Annotated in this window: 10 protein-coding genes; 5 read left to right on the plus strand and 5 right to left on the minus strand. The window is 72.0% G+C overall.

Annotated features, from left to right (window positions below):
- The gene (locus tag L3i22_RS34890) at window positions 1-891 is read left to right on the plus strand and encodes a CPBP family intramembrane glutamic endopeptidase (RefSeq protein WP_221321742.1); all 891 of its coding nucleotides are present in this window, start codon (window positions 1-3) and stop codon (window positions 889-891) included.
- On the opposite strand, the gene L3i22_RS34895 is transcribed toward L3i22_RS34890, so the two are convergent.
- Window positions 888-13,172: a non-ribosomal peptide synthetase gene (locus L3i22_RS34895; protein WP_221321743.1), complete on the minus strand. Its 12,285-nt coding sequence runs from the start codon at window positions 13,170-13,172 to the stop codon at window positions 888-890. The two genes, L3i22_RS34890 and L3i22_RS34895, sit on opposite strands and share 4 nt — an antisense overlap.
- Window positions 13,173-13,368: 196 nt before the next feature.
- On the opposite strand from L3i22_RS34895, the gene L3i22_RS34900 reads away from it, so the two are divergent.
- The 3 genes from L3i22_RS34900 (at window position 13,369) to L3i22_RS34910 (ending at window position 16,795) form a co-directional block, all read left to right on the plus strand.
- A complete protein-coding gene (locus tag L3i22_RS34900; RefSeq protein WP_221321744.1) occupies window positions 13,369-13,845 on the plus strand; it encodes a hypothetical protein in 477 nt (158 codons plus the stop codon).
- Window positions 13,846-13,932: 87 nt separating this feature from the next.
- The gene (locus L3i22_RS34905) at window positions 13,933-14,355 is read left to right on the plus strand and encodes a hypothetical protein (protein WP_221321745.1); all 423 of its coding nucleotides are present in this window, start codon (window positions 13,933-13,935) and stop codon (window positions 14,353-14,355) included.
- Window positions 14,348-16,795: a DUF4132 domain-containing protein gene (locus tag L3i22_RS34910; protein ID WP_221321746.1), complete on the plus strand. Its 2,448-nt coding sequence runs from the start codon at window positions 14,348-14,350 to the stop codon at window positions 16,793-16,795. The genes L3i22_RS34905 and L3i22_RS34910 overlap by 8 nt, the downstream gene beginning before the upstream one ends.
- Before the next feature lie 97 nt (window positions 16,796-16,892).
- Here L3i22_RS34910 and L3i22_RS34915 read toward each other — a convergent pair whose 3' ends face one another.
- From L3i22_RS34915 to L3i22_RS34930, 4 genes are all read right to left on the minus strand, one after another.
- Window positions 16,893-17,177 carry a sulfurtransferase TusA family protein gene (locus tag L3i22_RS34915; RefSeq protein ID WP_221321747.1) on the minus strand — a complete coding sequence of 95 codons (285 nt, stop codon included), beginning with the start codon at window positions 17,175-17,177 and terminating at the stop codon, window positions 16,893-16,895.
- Window positions 17,178-17,437: 260 nt separating this feature from the next.
- The gene (locus tag L3i22_RS34920; RefSeq protein ID WP_221321748.1) at window positions 17,438-18,868 is read right to left on the minus strand and encodes an SMI1/KNR4 family protein; all 1,431 of its coding nucleotides are present in this window, start codon (window positions 18,866-18,868) and stop codon (window positions 17,438-17,440) included.
- Window positions 18,869-18,878: 10 nt separating this feature from the next.
- The gene (locus tag L3i22_RS34925; RefSeq protein WP_221321749.1) at window positions 18,879-19,724 is read right to left on the minus strand and encodes a class II fructose-bisphosphate aldolase; all 846 of its coding nucleotides are present in this window, start codon (window positions 19,722-19,724) and stop codon (window positions 18,879-18,881) included.
- Window positions 19,718-20,653: a 1-phosphofructokinase family hexose kinase gene (locus L3i22_RS34930; RefSeq protein ID WP_221321750.1), complete on the minus strand. Its 936-nt coding sequence runs from the start codon at window positions 20,651-20,653 to the stop codon at window positions 19,718-19,720. Before L3i22_RS34930 ends, L3i22_RS34925 begins: the two co-directional genes overlap by 7 nt.
- Window positions 20,654-20,852: 199 nt before the next feature.
- On the opposite strand from L3i22_RS34930, the gene L3i22_RS34935 reads away from it, so the two are divergent.
- On the plus strand, window positions 20,853-21,752 hold the full coding sequence (locus L3i22_RS34935; protein ID WP_221321751.1) for a carbohydrate kinase family protein: 900 nt from the start codon (window positions 20,853-20,855) through the stop codon (window positions 21,750-21,752).
- The last annotated feature ends 45 nt before the right edge of the window (window positions 21,753-21,797 follow it).

The raw sequence follows: 21,797 nt of genomic DNA on the forward strand, positions 1-21,797 counted from the left end.
ATGCCTTTTCATCTCCTCGCCCGCACTCCCGGAAATCGCTGGTGGCGAACTGTCCTGGGCACGTTCTTCCTGGCCGCCGCCGCTCTCGTCATGGGCATCGGCCTCTACCTGGCGGTGCTCATCCCGGCGGATCTCGCCGGCCGGCCGGTGAACGCGGACGGCGATCCCAGCTTCGGCCCGCTCAGCGACCTGGCGCTGATGTTCCTGATGGTCGCCACGCTGCTGCCGGCCACGATGCTGGCGGCCCGCTGGTTCCAGCGGCGGCCACCGGGCACGCTCTCCTCGGTCGACGGGCGGCTGCGTTGGGGCTGGCTGTGGCGGTGCATGGGCGTGGCGACCGCGGCGATCACCCTGTTCCTGCTGGTCGGGCTGTTGCTGGAGGACGGCCCGGAGAGTCTGGGCACCGACGGTGACCTGGTCGGCTGGCGGCCGTTCCTGATCTCCATGCTGGTGTTGGCGCTGGTCGTGCCACTGCAGTCGGCGGCCGAGGAATATCTGTGCCGCGGCTGGCTGCTGCAGGCGGTCGGCACGTGGGTGCGGTCGCCGTGGCTGCCGATCGGGTTCCAGGCGGTGGTGTTCGCGTCGTTGCACGGCTGGGGCACGCCGTGGGGCTTCGCCGACCTGACCGTCTTCGGCGCGGTCGCCGGGTGGCTGGCGATCCGCACCGGCGGGCTCGAGGCCGGCATCGCCCTGCACGTCTGCAACAACCTGTTGAGCAGCGTCCTCGCCGCGGCGTTCGGCGAGCTGACGCTGGACGAGACGGCCGCCGACATGCCGTGGCAGTTCGCGATCGTCGACATCGTGATGCTGATGTCCTACGGCGCGGTCATCGGCTGGATGGCCCGGCGCCGGCAACGCGTCCTGGCCGGGCCATCCCTGGTCACCGTCTAAATGCCGCGAGGCACGATCATCCCGAGGAGGTGCAGCGGTGCGGCGTCGACCTTCGCAAGATCGAGAGCTTTGCCGTACGCGGTGACGTGCTCCACCGTGACCGGGCCGCAGACCAGGGGCAGGTCCGGGCAGGTCGCGTGGAGCAGCGACTCCAGCTGGCACGACGCGATCGCGCCGGGCAGCCGGCCGGGGTGCGCGGAGATCGGCAGTCCGTCGGCGACCGTGCGGGTCGCCGGGCCGGCGTCGAGCAGGCCGCCGCCGACGATCAGCACGTCCCGGCGGTCACGCATCCGGGCCAGGGCACGGCCGGTGTCGAAGCAGTGCGGGAACGAGTCGTCGACCAGCACGGTGCCGGGCCGCAGCCGGTCGACGTCAACGGTCCGCGGGCCACCACTGGTCGCCGCGATGATCACGTCCGCGCGGTAGAAGCCGTCGCCGGCGATCTCGATCGTCCCGGGGTATCCGTTCTCGCGCAGTTCGGCGGCGAGCCGCGCAAGGCGCCCGGCGGCGGACGGCAGGTCACAGAGGATCAGGGCGGCCGGCGGTTCGGTTGCCTCGGCCAGCAGCAGCGACAGCGAGGAGGTACCGATCGAGCCCACCCCGACCACGGCCAGCACCAGACCGGAAAGATCCCGCCCCGCGGCGGACTCAGCGCTGAGGTCCCGACCGGAGAGACCGCCGCCTGCCTCGGGCTCAGCGCCCGGGTCACGGCTGGAGAGACCGCCGCCTGCCTCGGGCTGAGCGCCCGGGTCACGGCTGGAGAGACCGCCGCCTGCCTCGGGCTGAGCGCCCGGGTCACGGCTGGAGAGGTCTCGTTCCGGGTCCGGCTGCGTGTTCGGGTCGCGGCTGGAGAGATCTCCTCCGGCCTCGGGCTGAGTGCTCAGGTTGCCGGTGGAGAGGTCTCGTCCCGCGTCTGGCTGAGCGGTCAGGTTGCGGCTGGTGGCGAGGGCGGCGAAGGTGGTGCGGACTACTGACGCGGCAGTGACCGCGTGGCCGCTGGTCACCTGGACATCCCGGGTGACCAGCCTCGCGACGGCAGTGCCGTAGCCGGTGTGCGCCGGGATCATGCCGGCCAGTGACACGCTTCGGGCGCCGTGATCAGCCGCGTGGTCGGCGGCGGCCGCGGCGTCTGCGGCCAGGCCGGGGGCGGTCAGCTCGTCCGCGAACCGGGGCAGGCAGACGAAGCCGGACCGTCCCAGTGCGGTGTCCACGGTCTCCAGCAGACGGGATCTGCCGTCCGGGAAGAGCAGCTCACGGATCGTCTCCCGGGACATTTGCGGCAGCATCCGCCGCACTGATTCCGGGAGTTCACCGGCGATGGCCGCGAGTTGCGACGGGGCCGGCAGGTAGCCGACGAGCGCGGCGTCCAGCTGCCCCACCAGCACGCCGTTCGGACCAGGCTTCGCCGCAGTCCGCAACGCAGCATCCGCCTCTGCGTCCGCCCTCGGGATGGTTCCGGACTTCGCGTTCGGCCGCGATGGCTCCTCAGCGTCCGCATTTGGGTCAGCGGCAACGCCGAACTCGACGTCCGCGTCTGCGGCGGCGTTGGTGTTGGCGTTGGTGTTGGCGGCAGCGGCGGCGTTGGTGTTGGCGGCAGCGGCGAGTTCGGCGTGGACCTGGGTGGCTAGGGCGGTGAGGGTTGGTTCGGGGAGGCGGCCACGGACGGTGAGGCGGAGGCCGCCGTCGACCGGGCGGGCGGCGAGGAGCACGTCGGTGCCCGGCGGGACGGACATCTCCGCGTCGGTCTCGTCCCAGGTCAGGCGGAGGGTTTTGCCCTGTAGCGGGCCGAGCGCGCCGAAGTCCAGGTAGGTGAAGAAGAACTGCCATCCGTGCGGCGCGATGAAACTGCGGCCGCGTGCCTCCGTCATTGCGGCCGCCATCGACTCAAGGTGCGCCTCGAATCCACGGGGCTCGGCAGGAACATCGGATACCGGGATGGGGCGGACGGCTACGGCGGTGGCGCAGGGGCCGAAGATCCGGGACAGGTCGGGTAGGGCGTGATCGCGGCCGGTCACTGCTACACCGATGGCCGGGTTCGGCCGGTTCAGGATCTTGCTCAGGGCGCGGTGATAGGCGGTGAGGACCGGCATCACCGGCGTGGTTCCTCCGGTGGCTGCCAGTTCGCGCACGCGTGACATCAGTGCAGGTCCAAGCGTGATCCCGGCCGTTGCGGTATCGGCACCTCGGCCGAGCGGCGGCCCGTCATACGGTGCGACCGCCGGTTCCTGGCTGCTCAGCAGGGCGACGTAGTCCCGGAACGAGGATCGGAGCGGCGGCAAGGGCACCTGGTCATAAACGGCCAGGAGTTCCCGCACCAACAACGCCACGCTGTACCCGTCCCCGACCAGGTGGTGAGCGTGCAGCACCAGGATGTGTTCCTCCGCCCCGGCCCGCAACAGCCGCATCCGGACCAGCGGCCACCGAGCCGGATCAAACCGGTGCTCCCGCTCCGCGGCCAGCTCTTCGGCAATCGACCCCGGTTCCGGGACATACTCGACAACCAGCCGCTCGCCCACCGCATCGCCCGACGACCCCAGCGATCCCGACAAGACCGACGAGGCCACTGAGGCCAACGAGGTCGGCGAGACCACTGAGGGCGACGAGGTCAGTGAGGTAGACGGGGCCAATTCGACCTGGACCGGCGGCCGGCCTGGACGGAACACCGTGCGCAACATGGCGTGCCGTCTCACCAGCACATCCACGGCCTCCTGGAGCCGCGCGAGATCCAACGGCCCGGACAGCCGAGGCGCGGCCAGCCACGTCGCCCCGGCTCCGACCGCATCAGCCAGCAGGAACCCTCGCTGGCTCGGCGTAAGCGGAAACCCTGCCGGATCTGCTGCGGAAACATCGGAGGCCACGACACCACCCAGCGCGGAAACTTCGGACACAGCGGCGTCGCCCAGCGCGGAAACATGGGGCACAACAGCATCGCTCAACGCGGAAACTTCGGACACCGCGGCGTCACTCAACGCGGAAACAACCTGCGGCCCCGCGATGGCCACGGGCGCCGCGGCCGCGGCATCGATCGCGGCGGCGAGGGCGGCCACGGTCCGGTGCCGATAGATCACCGCCGGCCGCGGCAACACCGCGATCTCCTCCTCCAACGCCGCGAACATCTCCAGCACGCCGATCGAGTCACCCCCCAGCGCAAAGAAGTCGTCCTCACGCCCCACGCCCACCACGTCGAGCTGCCCCTCCCAGACCCTGGCAAGCACCCGCTCAGTCGGCGTCCAAGCAAACTCAACCGCCGCCGAAGCGGAACCAGCCGCCAGTGCAGAGGGAGCAGACGCCCCCAGCGCAGAAAACGCAGGTGCCGCCGTCGAAGCGGGACCAGCAGCCTCCAACGCAGAGGGCACAGGTGCCCCAAGCAGAGCGGGCGCAGGTGCCCCAAGCGGACCAGAGCCGACCCTCGCCCCGAGCGCAGCCCGATCAATCTTGCCGGTGACAGTCAGCGGCAGCGCCTCCACCACCTCAACCCGCGCCGGAACAAGATAAAACGGCAAAATTCCTTCGAGATACGACCTCAGCGACGCCCCATCCCGCCCCGACTGCACCCACGCCACCAGCCGCTTCCCGTCCACCCGCACCGCAGCCGCGACCACCTCCGGATGCCCGCGAAGTACCGCCTCCACCTCACCCGGCTCCACCCGATACCCGTGCAGTTTCACCTGGTCATCAACCCGCCCCCGGAACCACAGCACCCCGTCCGAGTCCCGCACCCCGAGGTCCCCGCTCCGGTACCACCGCCCCACGAACGCCGCCGCTGTCTGTTCCGGATCATCCAGGTAGCCGTCCGCCACCCCCACCCCGCCGATCCACAGCTCCCCGACCTCACCAACCGCGCACGGCACCCCGTCCGCCCTGGTCACCTGGACGATCGCGCCACCCACCGGCCGCCCGATCGGCAACTGCCGCACGTCGTCCGCCGGACGCGCGTCGACCACATGGCACGTCGCGTTGATCGTCGTCTCGGTCGGCCCGTACAGGTTGGCGATCCGCTGACCCGCTCCGACCAGGTCGAACCACCGCCGCACATGCGCCGCGGAGAGCTCCTCACCCCCGACATGCACCCACCGCAGGGCGGAAAGATCCACCGCCAACTTCTCCGCCGCCGAAAGTAGCCGCTCCCACAGCGTCGGCACCGAGCTCCACACCGTCACGGCATCCTCGGCAACCCGCCGGACCAGCACCTCCGGGTCCCGCAGCGTGTCCCGGTCCCAGCACACCACGGTCGCCCCGACCATCAGCGGCGCCAGCAGCTGCCGCACCGACGCGTCGAAACAGATCGATGCCGTCTGCGCGAGCCGATCCCCGGCCCGATACCCGAAGACCGAAATTGCCCACTCCAGGTAGTTGGTCATGGCACGGTGCCCGATCGGTACGCCTTTGGGCCGCCCGGTCGACCCGGACGTGAAGATCACGTACGCGTCGTCGCCCGGCCGCGTGACGACCTCCGGCGGTTCCCCGGCCACCCCGTCCCACGGATCGATCAGCGTGAAGCCGTCATGAAGGAAAGTTCCGTCACTGACGACCACGTCCACCCCGGCCCGGGACAACTGCCCCGCGAGCCGCCCCGGCGGATGCGCCCCGGCCAGCGGAACCCACGCCGCGTTCGCCTTCAGAATCCCCACCAACCCGACAACCGTCGCCGCACCCGGCGCCGTGACCAGCCCGATCCGCCGCGCCCCGAACCCGGCCAGCCGCACCGCCAGCCGATCCGACGCCTCGTCGAGCTCGGCATAGCTCAGCGATCGACCATCAGAAGAAACGGCAACCCCATTGGGCGTACGACGTGATTGCGCCCGAATCCGCGATGCCACCGAAATCGTGCGCTCGGGCGCGGCCAGCCCCGTGACCTCAACCAGATGTTCCGCGGCGAATCGCTCGACGGTCGCCGAACGGAACAGCGCCACCGGGTAGTTCCAGGAGAAATGCAGAGCCCCGTCGACTTCGAAGCACACCAGTCCCAGCCGGGTCGCCGCCGACGCCGTTCCCGCCGTGGTGGCGACCACGTTCGCGACGGCCCCGCCGGTACCGGGAAAGCGCGCGAAACTGAAGCTGGCCGGACTCACCGTTCGCGGCCCACCGCCCTCGGCAGCCAGCATCCGCGCGAGATCCACGGTCGAGACGGTCCCGTGCCGCTCACTCTCCAGCCAGGCGTCCCGCAGCTGCTCGGCGAGGCCCGGGCCGACCCGCGCGAGCACCGGCAGGGTGTCCGCGAACGGGCCGACCATCCGATCGATTCCGGGCAGGCGAGCGGTGCGCCCCGCCCGGGCCACCAGCACCGGGACGTCGTCCTGCCCGCTCCACCGCGCCAGGCACCGCACGTAGCCGGCCAGCAGCAGGTGGAACAGCGACACCCCGGCGTCCCGGGCGGCCGCCTCGAGCCGCCCGGTCAGCTCGGCGCCGATCGCGACCTGGTGCACCGCGTACGGCGGCGCGGGATCGTCCCCGGGATCGCCGTCGAACGGCAGCGCCAGCCCCGGGTAGCCGCGCAGCGAGTCCCGCCACCAGTCGAGATCCTGCTGGTGGGGCTCGCCGCGCAGCGCCTCGTGGTCGGCGAACGTCGTCTCCGGCGCGGCCGGCAGCGCGGCGCCCGCATACCGCGCCCAGAGCTCGTCCCCGAGGATCGCCAGGCTGAAGCCGTCCGCCACCGCGTGGTGCGCGACCAGGATCAGATGCGCCGTCCCGGACCTCTCCACGGCCAGCACCGCCCGGACCGGCGCCTCGGTCGCCAGGTCGAACGTCCGGTTGCGAAGTTCCGCGTCGAGCTCCGCCACCGGCTGATCAAGCTCGGTCACGCTGAACCAGGCCGGCCAGTCCCCACCGGCCGCCTCGAACCGCTGCCCCTCGGCGTCGAGCCGCGCTCGCAGCATCGGATGCCGCCGCTCCAGCTCGGCGAAGGCCGCCGCGAGCCGCCCCGCGTCGATCGGCCCGGCCAATGTCTGCCGCACATAGGCATAGGCGGGGATCTCCGGGTAGAGCCGCCCGTTGGTCCAGAACGCCCGTTGCACCGGGCTGAGCGCGAACGTCCCCGCTTCCTCGCCGAGATGCCCGGCCAGTTCCGCAATCGTCCGGAATTCGAAGAACAGTGTCGTCGACAGCGTCCGCCCGAGCCGCGTCTCCAATTCCTTGACGAGGTCGACCGCGGTCAGCGAATCCAGCCCGAGCGAAAGAAACGGCTCGTCGATCCCGATCGATAGCGGCTCTTTCGCCAATGCCCCCGCCAGCAGTTCCCGAATGACCGCGACCAGTTCATGGCCGCCTCGGCCCACGGTCGCGCCCAGCCCCGCCGGAGCACCACGGTTGACGGAAATTTCCTTCGCAACCGCGGCTCCACCGCTGACGGCGGCATTCGACTCCGGAGCACCACCCCGGCCGACGGAAATTTCCGCCGCCGGGACGCCGCCGTCTGTCTTCCGCCGCACCGACCGCGCTCCCGCGGACCGCGACCGGGGTGGGCTGACCAGCACCTGGGCGGCGTTCAACGCGACGGCCGACCACAGCACCTCGGGCAGGCGATCGAGCGGGAGCGCGTCGCCGCCGACGGCATGTCCCGCGGCCAGGCCACCGCCGGCCAAAACCGGAAGATCAACCGCGATCGACGTACGGCCGGAGGCGCGCTCGGCCGCCGCGAACGCATCGAGGTACGCGTTCCCGGCGACGTAGTCCCCGACCGCACCGGCCAGTCCCGGCACGACCGCGGAAACCGACGACAACAAAATCACCAGCGGCTGCGCACCGACCTCGGCCTCGGTCGCGGTGCCGGTCGCAATGCCGACCGGGGTCGCGGCCGGGATGACGGTTGGGGTGGCGGCCGGGATGACGGTTGGGGTGGCGGCCGGGATGGCGGCCGGGATGGCGGCCGGGATGGCGGCCGGGATGGCGGCCGGGATGGCGGCCGGGATGGCGGCCGGGATGGCGGCCGGGATGGCGGCCGGGATGGCGGCCGGGATGGCGGCCGGGATGGCGGCCGGGATGGCGGCCGGGATGGCGGCCGGGATGGCGGCCGGGATGGCGGCCGGGGTGGCGAGAGCGTTCCGGAGAGCGCGGGTCAGCAACTCGGTACCACTGACCTTGGCGGCGATACCGGCGGCCAGGTCCGCTGAGGACTTCGCGCGCAGGCTGCCCGGGCGGGCCACTCCGGCGGCGTGGATCACGACGTCGAATCGCCGGCCGGCTACCAGGGCGGTCACGTCCTCCGCTACCGCGACGTCGGCCTGCCGATATTCCGCGGTGGCACCCAGTTGGCGAAGCTCCTCCAGCAGCTGGGACGGCTCCGATGAGCGGCCGGCCAGCAGCAGGTGCGGGTGCCCGCGTCGAGCCAGGTGCCGGGCGATCGCGGCGCCGGCCGCGCCCGCACCGCCGGTGATCAGGTACGTGCCGTCCGGGGGCAGGACCAGCGGTTCCGTCGCGGGTGCCGGGGTGAACGTCCGGGTCAGCCGCTGTCCGTTGCGCCAGGCCACGATCGTCGCGGGGCCGGCCGCGGGCGGATCGGCGGCCTCCCGCTCGATGACAGCCTCTCGCACGTGCTCGGGAGTTTCCGCGGTGACGTCCAGGATGCGTACGCCAAGGTCGGGGTTTTCGTCGGCCAGGGCCATCGCCAGGCCGGACCAGACCGCATGGCCCGGGTCGGGAGTTTCCGCACCGACGCCGGTCGCGTAGAGATCCTGGGTGACGATCAGCAGGTGGCCGGAGGTCGGCAGGGTTGGCACGACTTCGATCGCGCCACGTTCCTCCTGGTCGGCGCGGACCACGGTCACCCCGGGCCGGTCCGCGAGCCGGTCCGCCAGCCGGTCTGCGGGGGCAGCGAGGGGCTGGTGTGATCCTGGGATGGGAGTCGGAGTCCGGCTCGCGGGATCCTGGTTGCCGAGCGGCGCTTCGATCCAGGTCGGCAGCGACAGCGTTGGCGGAATTGGATCAGTCACCCAGTGCCGGCGGCGCTGGAACGGGTAGGTCGGCAGCTCGATCCGGCGCGTTCCCGCGTCCAGGAGCGTGCGGTCCAGCGTGGCGCCTCGACGCCACAGCTCGCCCGCGGTGGTCAGGAGGTCGCGCTCGCTGTACCCGGCCGCCAACACCTCGATCCGACCAGCCTCGAGCTGATCAGCTTCGACGGTCAGGCCAGCACCGACGGTGACGACGATGTCGTAGCCGGCCGTGGTCAGGTCGGCGAGAAGCTGCCCGACCTGCGGTTCTGGTGCGGCCTGAGTCGGCTCCCAGGACGGGATCCGGTGGCCGGAAGCCGGGTCGAGCAGCGGGATCCGCGCGGAAGGAGTCTCCCGCGAAGGGTGCTCCGTCGGGGCGTCGGCGCCCGGCGGGCCGGCCGCCAGGCGGAAGGCGCTCGCCGTGCTGAGGGTCCCCGCGGCGGCCAGGCGGAGGGCGCTCGCCGTGCTGAGGGTCCCCGCGAAGGTGGCTGCGGCCAGGGAGGCGGGGCCGACTCCGGTGACGGCGTCCGGCCGTACCCCCGAGGTTGTCAATTGCGCGGCAAGCGCGAGTCCGAAAGCGACCGTGACCACATCGGACGTCTCGGGATTCTGGCCGACGGTGGCGCGGAACTCCGGATCGGCGGCGGACAGGTCGGCGATCTGGCGGGGAGTGGGCGCGGTGAAGAGCAGGACGGTCCGGGGCGCGCGGGTCGTCGGCTGGTGAAAGGTGGTCGAGGTCAACCGGTCGGCCAGGTCACCTTCGGTGACGATCGCCAGCCGGTAGGGGCCGTCGTCACGCGCTGTTGATGCGGTCGCGCAGACGTCGGCTTCCCGGAGCGACGGATGGGCGCGCAGGTGGTCGGCGAGGTCGTCGGCCGCGGCACGCAGACCTTCCGGCGATCTCGCCGACAACGTCAGCAGATGCGGGCCGCTGGGGTCGGGGGCGCGGAAAAGAGCAGATGGGGGCACCGGGAGAACGGCATGCCCGGCAGGAGCAGGCGCGGCAGGAGCAGGGGCAGCAGGGGCAGGCGCGGGAGCGGCGAGGATGGCGTGGGCGTTGGTGCCGCCGAAGCCGAAGCTGTTGATCGCCGCGACGCGCGGGCCCGGCCACGGGCGGCGTTCCGTCAGGACCTCGAAACCCGCCGCGACCAGGTCGAATCGCGGGTTCGGACGGGTGTGGTGCAGGGACGGCGGGAGCTCGCCGTGCTGAATGGCGAGGATGACCTTGATCAGCGCGGGCAGGCCGGCCACGTTGAGCAGGTGGCCGATGTTGGTCTTGACCGAGCCGACGAGGCGCGGGCGACCGTCCGGGAAGGCGTGGGCCAGGGAGCGGGCCTCGATCGGGTCGCCGACCGCGGTGCCGGTGCCGTGCGCCTCGACGTAGGTCACCTCGGCCGGGTCCACCCCGCACGCACCGTAGGCATCGATGATTACCTGCTGTTGCCGGAGCGGGTTCGGGGCCATCAGGCTGAGGGAGCGGCCGTCGTTGTTGACGGCGGTTCCGCGGACCACCGCGAGCACCCGGTCGTCGCCGGCGTCGGCGAGACGGGTCAGGACCAGGGCGGCGCCGCCCTCGCCGGGGACGAAACCGTCCGCGTCGGCGTCGAACGCCCGGCAGCGACCGGTCGGCGAGAGTGCCTGGGCGCCCGTCAAGAGGCGGTGGGCGGTATCGGTCAGGTTCAGGTTCACGCCGCCGACGACGGCGATGTCGCACTCGCCGGCGGTCAGGCTGCGGCGGGCCAGGTGCAGGGCGACCAGGGCCGAGGAGCAGGCGGTGTCCACGGCGAGGGCGGGGCCGTGCAGGTCGAGCAGGTGGGCGACGCGGGCGGCGGTGAGGTTGCGGAGGGTTCCGGTCAGGGCGTGTGCCTGATCGAGATCGGACTCGTCGAAGAGCTCGGAGTAGGCGCTCTCGCCGACCGCGGCGAAGACCCCGATCCGGCGGGTGTGGCGGCGGGGGCCGGCGTAGCCCGAGCGTTCCAGCGCCTCGTGGGCCAGTTCCAGGAAGATCCGGGCGTGTGGGTCGAGGTAGCGGGCCTCGTTCTCGCCGATTCCGAAATATCCGGCATCGAACTGGGCCGGGTCGGCGAGGAAGGCGCCGTGGCGGTCGGCGGCGCGGAAGGCGCCGTCGCTGGCAGGGGTGCGGAAGGCGCCGTGGCCGTCGCGGTCGGGGGTGCGGGTGACGCTGTCCCGGCCGGCGATCAGGTTGTCCCAGAACTGCTCGGGAGTTTCCGCGTCGGGGAATCTGCAGGCCATCCCGATGACGGCCACGTCGCCACCGGTCGACGCGGCCGGAGCAGGCGAGACTGCGGCCGGCACAGCCGAGACCGCGGCCGGCGCCGGCGAGACCGCCGCAGGCCCCACCAGGGCGGGCGGGACCGGCGCGGGCGAGGGAACCGGGTCGGGCGCGGTCGCTTCGAGGGCGAGCAGCCGATCGGCAAGCGCGGGGATGGTCGCACAGTCACGCAGCGTCGACGGGTTCAACGGACGCCCCACGGCGTCCTCCAACTCGGCCAGCACCTCCATCGCCGACAACGAGGTCCCACCGATCGCCAGGAAGCGATCATCGGGCCCGAGACGCTCGGCCGGCACTTTCAGGACCTTGGCCCAGGCGGCGCGGACCACGTCTTCGGCCTGGGCGCGCGTGTGCAACGGCCGTACCGTCGCAATCGTCGCGGAGGTCTCCCCGAGCGGCCGATCGTCGGCGCCCACCCCGACCACCGGCGGGATTTCCGAAGGAAATTTTCCTTCAACGATGCGGTCGCGCAGCAGGTGGCGGCGGAGCTTTCCGCTGGTCGTGCGGGTGAAGGCGCCCCGTGGAACAATCTGGACGGCGACCGCGTCGTAACCCAGCGCCTCGGCGACCCGGACCCGCGCCAGCTCAGCGGATTGCGGAACATCCCGGACCGCGGGCGCGGAAAGAAACACCACCACCCGCTCCCGGCCACTGACCGGATCGGTCGCGCCCACCACCGCGACCGGCCCCTCCACCAGCCCGGGAGTCGCCGCCACGACCTCCTCGAGGTCGGCCGCATGAAAGTTTCTCCCGTGGACGAAGACAACATCCTTCGCCCGCCCGGAGACGCAGAGCCGGCCGTCGCGGAGGAACCCGACGTCCCCGGTTCGGAGCCAGCCGTCGACCAGAGTTTCCGCGGTGGCGGCCGCGTCCCGGTGATATCCGCGCATCACGTGCGGCCCCCGGACCTGGATGTGCCCGACCAGACGGTCCTCCAGAGGCACCCCGGCGTCGTCCACGATCCGGATCGAGCACCCCGGCACCGGATGACCGAGATCCATCACCTCCGCCTCCGACGCCGCGCCACCCGCGAGCGCCACCTCGGGCGACGCCTCCAGGGCGACCCCGCCCGCGAGCGCCACCTCGGACGATGTCTCCAGGGCGACCCCGCGCGCCAGCGCCGCCCGACTGAGCCGAACCGGCCGGGCCAGCTCCCCCATCGGCGGAAACGCGACCGCCAGCGTCGCCTCAGCCAGCCCGTAGACCGGTTGCAGAGCCCGCGGATCCAACCCAGCCCGGATCATCCTGTCCGAAAACGCCCGCCACACCACCGCCGAGATCGGCTCCGCCCCCACCATCACGAGCCGGACCGAACCGAGGTCGAGCGAGTCGAGAACCGAGTCCGGAACCCGCCGCCCCACCAGCGCCAACGCGAAGTTCGCCGCGGTCAGCACGGTCGCCCGATGGGCGTGCGCCGCCCGCAGCCACGTCTCCGGCCGCTTCGCGAAGGTCATCGGACTGATCCGGACCTGCTTACACCGCGCGAACAGCGGCCCCAGATGCGTGCCGATCAGCCCCATGTCGTGGAAATAGGGCATCCAGGTCAGAATCACATCGTCCGGATTGGTCCCGGACGCCCGGGACGCCTGCTCCAGGTTCGCGAACAGGTTGCCGTGGGTGAGCTCGACACCCTTGGGCGTCCCGGTGCTGCCCGACGAATACTGCAGAAACGCCAGGTCAGAAGCGTCCACCGCGACCGGTGAGCGCAGCGGCGGCCCGACCCGCAACTCACCGAGCGTCAGCCCCGGCGAGGGCGACATCGCCGGGGAATCCAGCTGCCGGGCGACCGCGGAAATCCGCTCCGGCTCGGGCGGCAACGGAACCGGCACGATCCCGGCCACCACCGCGCCCCAGAACAACGGAAGGAAATCTTCTTCCGCCACGATGAGCAGATAGTCACCCTGCGTGAGCCCGGCCGCGAGGAGACCGCCGCCCACCCGGAGGGCGTCCGCATATAGCTCCGCGTACGTGATCCGCCGCTCGGCGCCGTCGCCATCGACGAACACCACCATCTGCGACGGTGCATGGGTCGCGGCCGTCACCAGGACGTCGGTCAGCGTCATCGTCGCACCCTATCGGTGCCGCTCAACCCACACGAGGTAGCGCTGAGTGACGAAACCCTTGCGACGGTACAGCGTTATAACTATGCATCCGCCCGCGAAAAACCCACCCGCCAGGGGCAGAACGGACGTTCCGTACATCACACTGAGCTACCCCGAGCCGGGGCCGGAGCATGATCAGCGGGTAGCCTCCCGCACCATGCGTGGATCCACCATCGCAGCTGTCGCCACGTGCACCCTACTGGCGATCACCGGCTGCGCTAACAGCGAAGAAGCTCCTACGACCGCCACCGCGGCCGGGGCAGCGAACATGGCCGGCCTGGACAAGGGCACTGCCGGAGCGTGCACGGTGGCCTACGACGCCACCCATGGCCAGAATGGACGTGATCTCGACCTCGCCACCGCGAAGCAGATCGTCATCTACGGCAAGACCGCGAAGAGCACGATCGTCACCGCGGCCACCGACGTGCTCAGCACCGTCGTGGCGCGGGCGCAGGCGGCGGCCGGCAATCCGGACGAGGACGTGCTGACCGCCGAGGTCGGCACCGCGATCCTCAAGGTCCAGACCGTCTGCCAGGACACCGACGCGGTCAAGGCGAGCATCACGACGCCGAGCACCGGCGGCGAGGGCGCGTCGGCCGAGGCCACCTCGACCACCGACAGCAAGGTCAACTGACACAGCCGTCATCTTCCGGGCCGGGGCGCTGAATCTCAGCGATCCCGGCCTCATTTTTTGTCGTACCCCTGCCCTACTGTCCCTCGCATGGTCGAGGTCGAGGTGCGCAGCCGGGTCACCGGCACGTCCGACGGGCTGCCACCGGTGCTGGTGCGGCTCGCCGAGGAGCGGGTTCGCGCGCGGGAGCTGATCCGCCGCGCGGTCGAGGAGCAGATCCGCCTGGTCGGAGCGGATGCCGCGCGATGCCGTCAACTTCTCGACCGACAATTCTTAACCCCTGCTGACGTACGGATCCAGGCCCCGACCGGCGTGATCCGGCTCCCCCGGCAGTCGCCTCCGGGTGCGCCGGTCCCGACGGCCGAGGTGGCTCGCGCCCAGCGGGCGTTCGCCGAGGGCACGTTCCTGATGTTCGCCGGCGGCCGGCAGGTGACCGGGCTGGACGAGGAGATCGTGATCCGCCCGGGCGAGCCGGTCACGTTCCTGCGCCTGGTCGCCCTGGTCGGTGGCTGACGTGGAGCCGCTGATCGAGGAGTTGTCGCCCCTGCTCGAGCAGGCCCGCGTCGCCGGGGCGCGCGGCGACCGGGCCGCCCTGCGGGAGGTCGCCGACCGCATCCGGCTCCGCGTCGAGCAGGCCGACCACCTGCGCCCCGGCGACCTGGAGTGGAGCCTCGACGGGCTCGGCCCCGAGCTCGACCCGATCTACGACACGGCCTTCCCACCCGGCGCCGGCGACGTCGTCGAGCTGCTGACCGCGCCGTGGCCGACCGCCCGGCGGAAGAAGCTGCTGGCCGTCGCCCTCCGGCGGGACTACTACAGCCGGGTCGTGCTGGACGAGGTGGCCGAGCGGGCGCTCGCCGACGTCGATCTGCCGGTGCTGCGAGCGGTGCTGCTGCACCGGTTCGGCGTCGTACAGAATCGGGGTCTCCTGGTCCGGGTCCTGGCGACCCTGCACGAGCACGGCCAGCTGGACGAGCGGCTGATCGACCGGGCGTTCGTCCTCGATCAATATCTGGGGCTCCAGCTCTTCGCCGGGCCGCTGACCCCGTTCGTCCGCGCGGTGCGGGACCGGGTCGACGCGCTGGTCTGGCAGCTGGTCACCGGTCCGCACCCGGTCGCGCCCAGCCGGTTGCCGTTCCTGCCGCCCCGCGGCCTGCGCTGGGTCCGCCTGGCGATGGGCTGGTCCGGTGACGCGGCGACGGCCGCCGGGTTCGGCGCCGCCGCGCTGACCGACGAGGAACGGGCCGAGCTGTTCGACCTGCTCCGCGACCGGACACCCGACGAGCAGCGCCGCGTCTACGCCTGGCGGCTGCGCGCCGGGGACGCCGACGCGCTGGTGCCATTGGCCGGCCTCGACGCGTCGGCGCGGCTCGTCCGGCTGGTCCGGGGAATGCCCGAGAACGACGCGTTCCGGCAGGACCGGGCCGACCTGCTGGCCGCGATCGAGGCGGCCGGTCTCGACACCACCCGGCGGTTCCTCCAGCTGCAGCCGAACGAGATGGTCGCCGCCGTCCTCGGCGACAACCGTGCCGCGGTCCTGAAACGGGTCAAGAACAATGCCTTACAGGGCATCGCGGCGTACGGGATGATGCCGCTCGCCCCGGGCGAGTCCGTTTTGGATCGCTACCTGGCCCTGCGCGCGTCCGCGAAGAAGGGCGTCAAGCTCGGCCCGAACCGCCGGCACAGCCACGCCGCCGCGATCGGGATCGCCCTCGACCACCTGGCCCAGGTCACCGGCTTCCCGGACGCGAGCCGCCTGGAGTGGGACTGCGAGGCCCGCCTGGTCAGCGACACGCCGACGTCGGCGCGCGCCGGGGATTACGACCTCGCGCTCCGCTTCGACGGCGCCGACCCGGTGTTGACCGTCAGCCGTGGCGGCAAGGCGCTCAAGTCGGTGCCGGCGGCGGTCCGCGCCGATCCGGCGTACCAGGAGTTGCGCGACCACCAGGAGCTGCTGCGCGATCAGGCCCGCCGGATGCGTACCGGCCTGGTCGAGAGTCTGGTCGCCACGTCCGGCTCGCTGCAGCCGGAGGAACTGGCCCGGTTGCGGACGTTGCCGGCCGGCGCGGCGATGCTGCCGGCCCTGCTCTGGCGGGACCACACCGGCACGATCGGCCTGCTCGACGACGTCGACACCACCGGGCCGGTCACCGCGGTCCACCCGGTCGAGCTGCTCGACCGGGGACTGCTCGCCCACTGGCAGCGGGAGATCGTGCACCGCCGGCTGCGGCAGCCGGTCAGACAGGCGTTCCGCGAGGTGTATGTATTGACCCCGGCCGAGCAGACCTCCGTCGACGTGTCCTACCGGTTCGACGGCCAGACCGTGCACGGCAAGGTCGCCGCCCAGCTGCTCTCGTCCCGTGGCTGGTCCCTGCACGGGGAGTATGGACAGTTCGGCGCGACCCGCCCGGCCGGCGACGGTCTGGTGGCCGGGCTGCGCTGCGACATGCACGGCTACTTCGGGATGGGCGACGTCGTCGTCCACGGTCTCAGCATCCTGCGGGGTGCTGTGCCGATGCCGCTCGCGGAGGTTCCGGCGGCGGTGTTCTCCGAGGTCATGCGGGATCTGGACCTGGCCGTGTCGGTGGCCGGCACCGAGCCCTACGGGTCCGCGACGCAGGCCGAGTCCCGGGCTCAGGTCCTCGCCGCGCTGATCACCGACCTGGGCCTGGAGCGGGTCACTGTGGAGGGGACGTCGGCGGTGGTCCGGGGCGGGCGGGCGACCTATCGGGTGCACCTGACCAGCGGGAGCATCCACGTGGAGCCGGGTGGTTACCTGTGCGTGGTGCCGGCCGGCTTCGGGTCGACCGGGCATCGACGGCTGTTCCTGCCGTTCGCCGACGAGGACCGGATGACCAGCGTGATCCTCAGCAAGGTCCTGCTGCTGGCCGAGGACGAAAAGATCACCGACCCGTCGATCGTCGCCCAACTGGAGCGCCTCATGACCACCTAGAAGAAGGCTTGAGCAGAAAGCCGGCACCGGCAGACGAGCCTGCGGCCGGCCGGCTCGCGGGCGGGTTCCGGCAGAGGTTGCGCAGCGGGCGGTCGGGTCACGCGTCGGTGCGCCGCCACGGGCGGTCGGCCTGGGTCGGCTTGGCGTCCGCGGCGACCTCGACGGCATAGGTGGGCCGCTCCCCCGGGACCGGGCCACGGTAGATGTGACCGGTCAGGTGGCACCACGCCGGCAGGTCCAGCGGCGCGGCCGGGTCCGTGGCGATCAGGTGCACCACCGCGCCCGCCGGCAGCGTCGCGATCATCTTCCGCAGCTCGATCAGCAGCAGCACGCACCGCCGGTCTCCGCCGTCGAGCACGGCCGGACTCACCTGAGCTTCCACCCCTGGATCATCCCTCGCCGCGAACAGCTCCCGCCGATGGCATCGGTCACCAACCCCGGCCCGCCCCGCCACTCCAGCCACCGGCGCTACCTGGCGCTCCCACCGGCGCGGCGCGGCAGCGCGGGCGGCGCGGCGGCGCGGCAGCGCGGGCGGCGCGGGCGGCGCGACGCGGGGCGGCGCGACGCGGGGGGGCGGCGCGACGCGGGGGGGGCGGCGCGACGCGGGGGGGGCGGCGCGACGCGGGGGGCGGGCGTGTGGCCTCAGCTGGTGGCGACGACGGTTCGGGTCATCGGTGGGCGGTTCCAGAGTGCGAGCAGCTCGTTCGCCAGCTCCATGATCATCAACGGGTGCCGATTCCTGGCGTTGATGGCGGCCGCCTTCAGCGTGCGCGGGACCGCGCCAGCGTCCAGCAGCACCCGCCAGTCCTCCGGGCCGAGCTCCAAAAACTCCAGATCGGTCAACCGAGTGATCTCCAACGGATCAGCGAGCGTCCCGGGATACGCCGAAAGGGTCCGCAGCCGGGGCAACCCCACAACCGGCGCAAGGCGGATCGGCTCCCCCTTCCACACCCCGATGGTGAGCACCTCGAGATCGGGATGCACCACCCCCTCGACCCCGTTCACGCTCGCGTAGTTGACGGTGGCCACCACCGGCGCCAGGTCAACGCCAGCCCTCGACTCCGCACGCTTACGACCATGCACGATCAGCTCAGTGAGCGAGTCAGCGACCAGCGACGCCCCCACGTACTCCTCATGACTGATAAGGATCACCTGCCCCAGATGCCCACCGGGACCGGGAGTCAGGTCGATCGCATACCGATCGCCACCCCCGTTGCCGGCGAACGCGATCCACCCGGGCGACCCGGCCACCCCTTGAACCGCCGCATCCGGCCCGGTCACCACGGCCTCCGAAGCCGCGAACACCCAGGGACACGGCCGCGACGCCGCATCCGCGACGTAGACGTCGTCGATCGACAGCAACTCGAACCCCATGACCGAGGCCACCCGAGCCGACGCCTCGAGGCCCTCGACAGGATCCTGCCCCCGATACACCTGGTAGATCGCCTTCAGCTCAGCCGGCAGCACCACACCGAGCCGCTCCTCAACCGCAGCGATCTCCGACGCACTCGCCCCGACGAGAGCACCCCCGGCGCCGCCCAAATCGCCCAAATCGGCCTCCAAAGAGCCACCCACCGCCGAGCCGGCCTCCGAAGAGACGCCAACCGCCGAGCCGGCCTCCGAAGAGACGCCAACCGCCGAGCCGGCCTCCGAAGAGACGCCAACCGCCACCCGAAGCCGCTCAACCAACGCCCTCCCCAACAGCCCCGCATCCGCCGCCCCAGAACCCCGAACCGCCCCCTCCACCACAGGCAAACGACGCCAAGGCTCCGGAACCGCCCCCTCCACCAGCAGCAGCGCCCCGGGATACATCCCCACCCCGACCTCCACCGCCGCCCCGAAGTCGATCAGATGCAGCCCACCCTCATCGAGCACAAAGGCAACCTGCTCCAACCCGGCCTCGCGCAACGCCCCCATCACCCGCTGAGCCGCCGCGAACTCCACCTTCCACCGGCGCTCAGCAACCGGCACACTCCACGACCCCCGCCCGACATACCCCGCCACGAAGTCGCCATCGGAATGCATCAACTCGACCAGCGGCGCCCAGGTCGCAAAGTCATAGATCAAGGCCATCGCCGAATTATCACGGATGCAGCGCCGGACTGAGCAGCCGCAGCGCCGCCGCCACGGTCTCCGCCATGGCGCTGCGCGCCGGGGTCAGATACCGCCGCGGATCCACCAGATCCGGCCGGTCCCCGAGGGTCGCCCGAACCGCCCCGGTGAACGCCGTGTTCAACGCCGTCCCAATATTGATCTTCACCATCCCACCCCGGACAGCCGCGCTCAGTTCGTCATCGGGAACGCCGGACGACCCGTGCAGCACCAGCGGCACCCCCACCGCGTCCCGCAGCCGCACGATCAGCCCCTGGTCCAGCCGCGCGGTCCGATCGATCATCGCGTGCGACGACCCGACCGCGACCGCGAGCGCGTCCACCCCGGTCGCCGCGACGTAGGCCGCCGCCTCGGCCGGATCGGTCCGCACCCCGGGCGCGTGCGCCCCGTCCTTGCCACCGACCTCCCCGAGCTCGCTCTCCACCCAAAGACCGGCGGCATGGCAGGCTGCGGCGACACTCGCGGTCAGAGCAACATTTTCGCCGTACGGCCGTTTCGACGCATCGAACATCACCGACCCGAACCCGTTCGGCGCCGCCTCGTCCAACAGTTCCCTCGACTCGACGTGATCGAGGTGCAGGGCGACCGGCACGCCCGCGGCCATCGCGACGGCCCGCGCCGCGGCGGCGATCGGCGCCAGCCGCCCGTGGTGGAAGCGCACCGCGTTCTCACTGATCTGCAGAATCACCGGGCAGCCGGCCGCCTCCGCCCCGGTCACGATCGCCTCGGCATGCTCGACGGTGATCACGTTGAACGCGCACGCCGCTCCCCCACGAGCCCGCACGTCCGCGACCAGTTCCCCGGTCGGCGTCAGCATCCGGCACGATCCGAGCCGAGCAGGGATCCCGGCCGGGCGGCAGCGGCCCCGGCCGACACGAGCATCTCCTGGTAGACGGCCGGATCGAAGGCCCCGGCCACCGGGCTGGCCACCGCGGCCGCCCCCAGCGCCACCGCATCCACCAGCAGCGACGGCCACGCCGTCCGATCCCGGAGCCCCCGAGCCAGCGCGGCCGCGCACGCGTCCCCGGCCCCGGTCGGGTTCCCGGCCACCGGCACCGGCGGCGCGCACCGGAACTCCGCGTCCGGCGTGATCGCCCGCAGTCCGGCCACCCCGTCGGTGACGACGACGGCTCCACTGGTCAACGCTCGCAACGCACCCACATCCCAGTCAGGAATCAGCGCGGCGAGTTCCGACGCGTTCGGTTTGGTGACGGCCGGGCCGGCGGCCAGACCTTCCCGCAGGGCGGGGCCGCTCGTGTCGAGCAGCACCGGCACCCCGGCTTCGGTGGCGGCACGGGTCAGTACGCCGTACGCGTCAATCGGTAGTCCCGGCGGAAGCGAACCGCAGAGGGTGACCACCGAGGCGCGGCCGATCAGGCCGCGGAAGTGGTCCACGAACCGCAACCATTCGGCGGGCGAGACTATCGGCCCGGGTTCCCAGAAGCCGGTCGCGTCCTCCCGGTCGACGACCGCGACGGTCCGCCGGGTGCCGCCGGTGATCGGGCTGAACGACGCCGGCACCCCCTCGGCGTCGAGGAGCCCGGCGACGACGCCCCCGGTCGGCCCGCCGAGCAGCCCGGTCGCGAGGACGGGTTCGCCGAGTGCGTGCAGCACGCGGGCGACGTTGAGCCCTTTGCCGCCGGCGCGTTCGGAGACCGCGGTGACCCGGTGGGTGTGGTGCGGGACGAGGGCGTCGACCGGGTACGTGAGGTCGAGCGCCGGATTGAGCGTGACGGTGACGATCATGTCGGGCTTCCGTCGCAGTGAGGATCTGCCCCGCCTCGGGCTGTCCACGGGACGGCCCTGGCGACCTGACGGCCGGACTGGTTACCGGCTGGGCGGCGATCGTTGGCTCGATTCCAACTGATCGAACGTGCACGTGTCAATAGTCGATCGTGCGCGTATCGTGCTCCGGGATTGTCCATATGAACATCGGAGGGCGCGCATGCGCGAGTTCGACGTGCTGGTGATCGGTGACGCCAACCCCGATCTGTTGCTGCGCGGCGACGTGCGCCCGCGGTTCGGCCAGCAGGAGCAGCTGTTGACCGGCGCCGATCTGGTGCTGGGCGGCTCGGCGGCGATCACCGCGACCGGCTGCGCCCGCCTCGGACTCCGGACCGCCCTGCTCACGGCCATCGGCGACGACTTCTTCGGGGCGACCGTCCGGGCGCAACTGGCGGCCCGCGACGTCGAGGTGATCGCCGCGCACACGCCCGGCGTCCCGACCGGCCTGACCGTGGTCCTCAACGAGCCGGACGACCGGGCGATGCTCACGCTGCCCGGCACGATCGCCGCGCTGCGCCCCGCCGACGTCACCGACGAACTGCTCGAACGGACATCGCACGTGCACGTCGCGTCGCTCTACCTGCAGCCCGTGCTGGCCGCCGGGCTGGCCGCGATCTTCGCCCGGGCGCGGCAGCTCGGGGTGACCACGTCGCTGGACACGAACTGGGACCCGGCCGAACGCTGGGCGTGGGTGCCGGAGATCCTGCCGTACACCGATGTGTTCCTGCCCAACGCCGCCGAGCTGAACGCCGTCACCGACGGCGCGGGCGCGGAGAAGTTGCTGGTCAACGGCGTGACCGTGGTGATGAAGGACGGTGCCCGCGGCGCCCGCGCGTGGTGGCCGGGCGGGGCGTGCGCCGCCCCGGGCCGCGCGGTCGAGGTGGTTGACGCGGTCGGCGCCGGGGACAGCTTCAACGCCGGCTTCCTGGCCGCCCGCCTGACCGGCCGGCCGATCGAGGAGGCGGTGGCCTGGGCCGCGATCGCCGGGTCGCTCAGCACCCGCGCGGCCGGCGGCACCGCGGCCCAGGCCGTCCCCGCGGAGCTGCTCGCGCGCCCTTAGTGCCATCGTGATGCCATTGCCTTGCGCGTGGCATCACGGTGATGC

The organism is Actinoplanes sp. L3-i22, assembly GCF_019704555.1.
GTDB lineage: Bacteria > Actinomycetota > Actinomycetes > Mycobacteriales > Micromonosporaceae > Actinoplanes.

What these genes read in the sequence shown, in the direction of transcription:
- L3i22_RS34905 (WP_221321745.1), top strand. Translation starts at nt 13,933, where the DNA reads ATGGTCGAGGTCGAGGTGCGCAGCCGGGTCACCGGCACGTCCGACGGG.
- L3i22_RS34920 (WP_221321748.1), bottom strand. Translation starts at nt 18,868, where the DNA reads ATGGCCTTGATCTATGACTTTGCGACCTGGGCGCCGCTGGTCGAGTTG.
- L3i22_RS34900 (WP_221321744.1), top strand. Translation starts at nt 13,369, where the DNA reads ATGCGTGGATCCACCATCGCAGCTGTCGCCACGTGCACCCTACTGGCG.
- L3i22_RS34890 (WP_221321742.1), top strand. Translation starts at nt 1, where the DNA reads ATGCCTTTTCATCTCCTCGCCCGCACTCCCGGAAATCGCTGGTGGCGA.
- L3i22_RS34925 (WP_221321749.1), bottom strand. Translation starts at nt 19,724, where the DNA reads ATGCTGACGCCGACCGGGGAACTGGTCGCGGACGTGCGGGCTCGTGGG.
- L3i22_RS34930 (WP_221321750.1), bottom strand. Translation starts at nt 20,653, where the DNA reads ATGATCGTCACCGTCACGCTCAATCCGGCGCTCGACCTCACGTACCCG.
- L3i22_RS34935 (WP_221321751.1), top strand. Translation starts at nt 20,853, where the DNA reads ATGCGCGAGTTCGACGTGCTGGTGATCGGTGACGCCAACCCCGATCTG.
- L3i22_RS34895 (WP_221321743.1), bottom strand. Translation starts at nt 13,172, where the DNA reads ATGACGCTGACCGACGTCCTGGTGACGGCCGCGACCCATGCACCGTCG.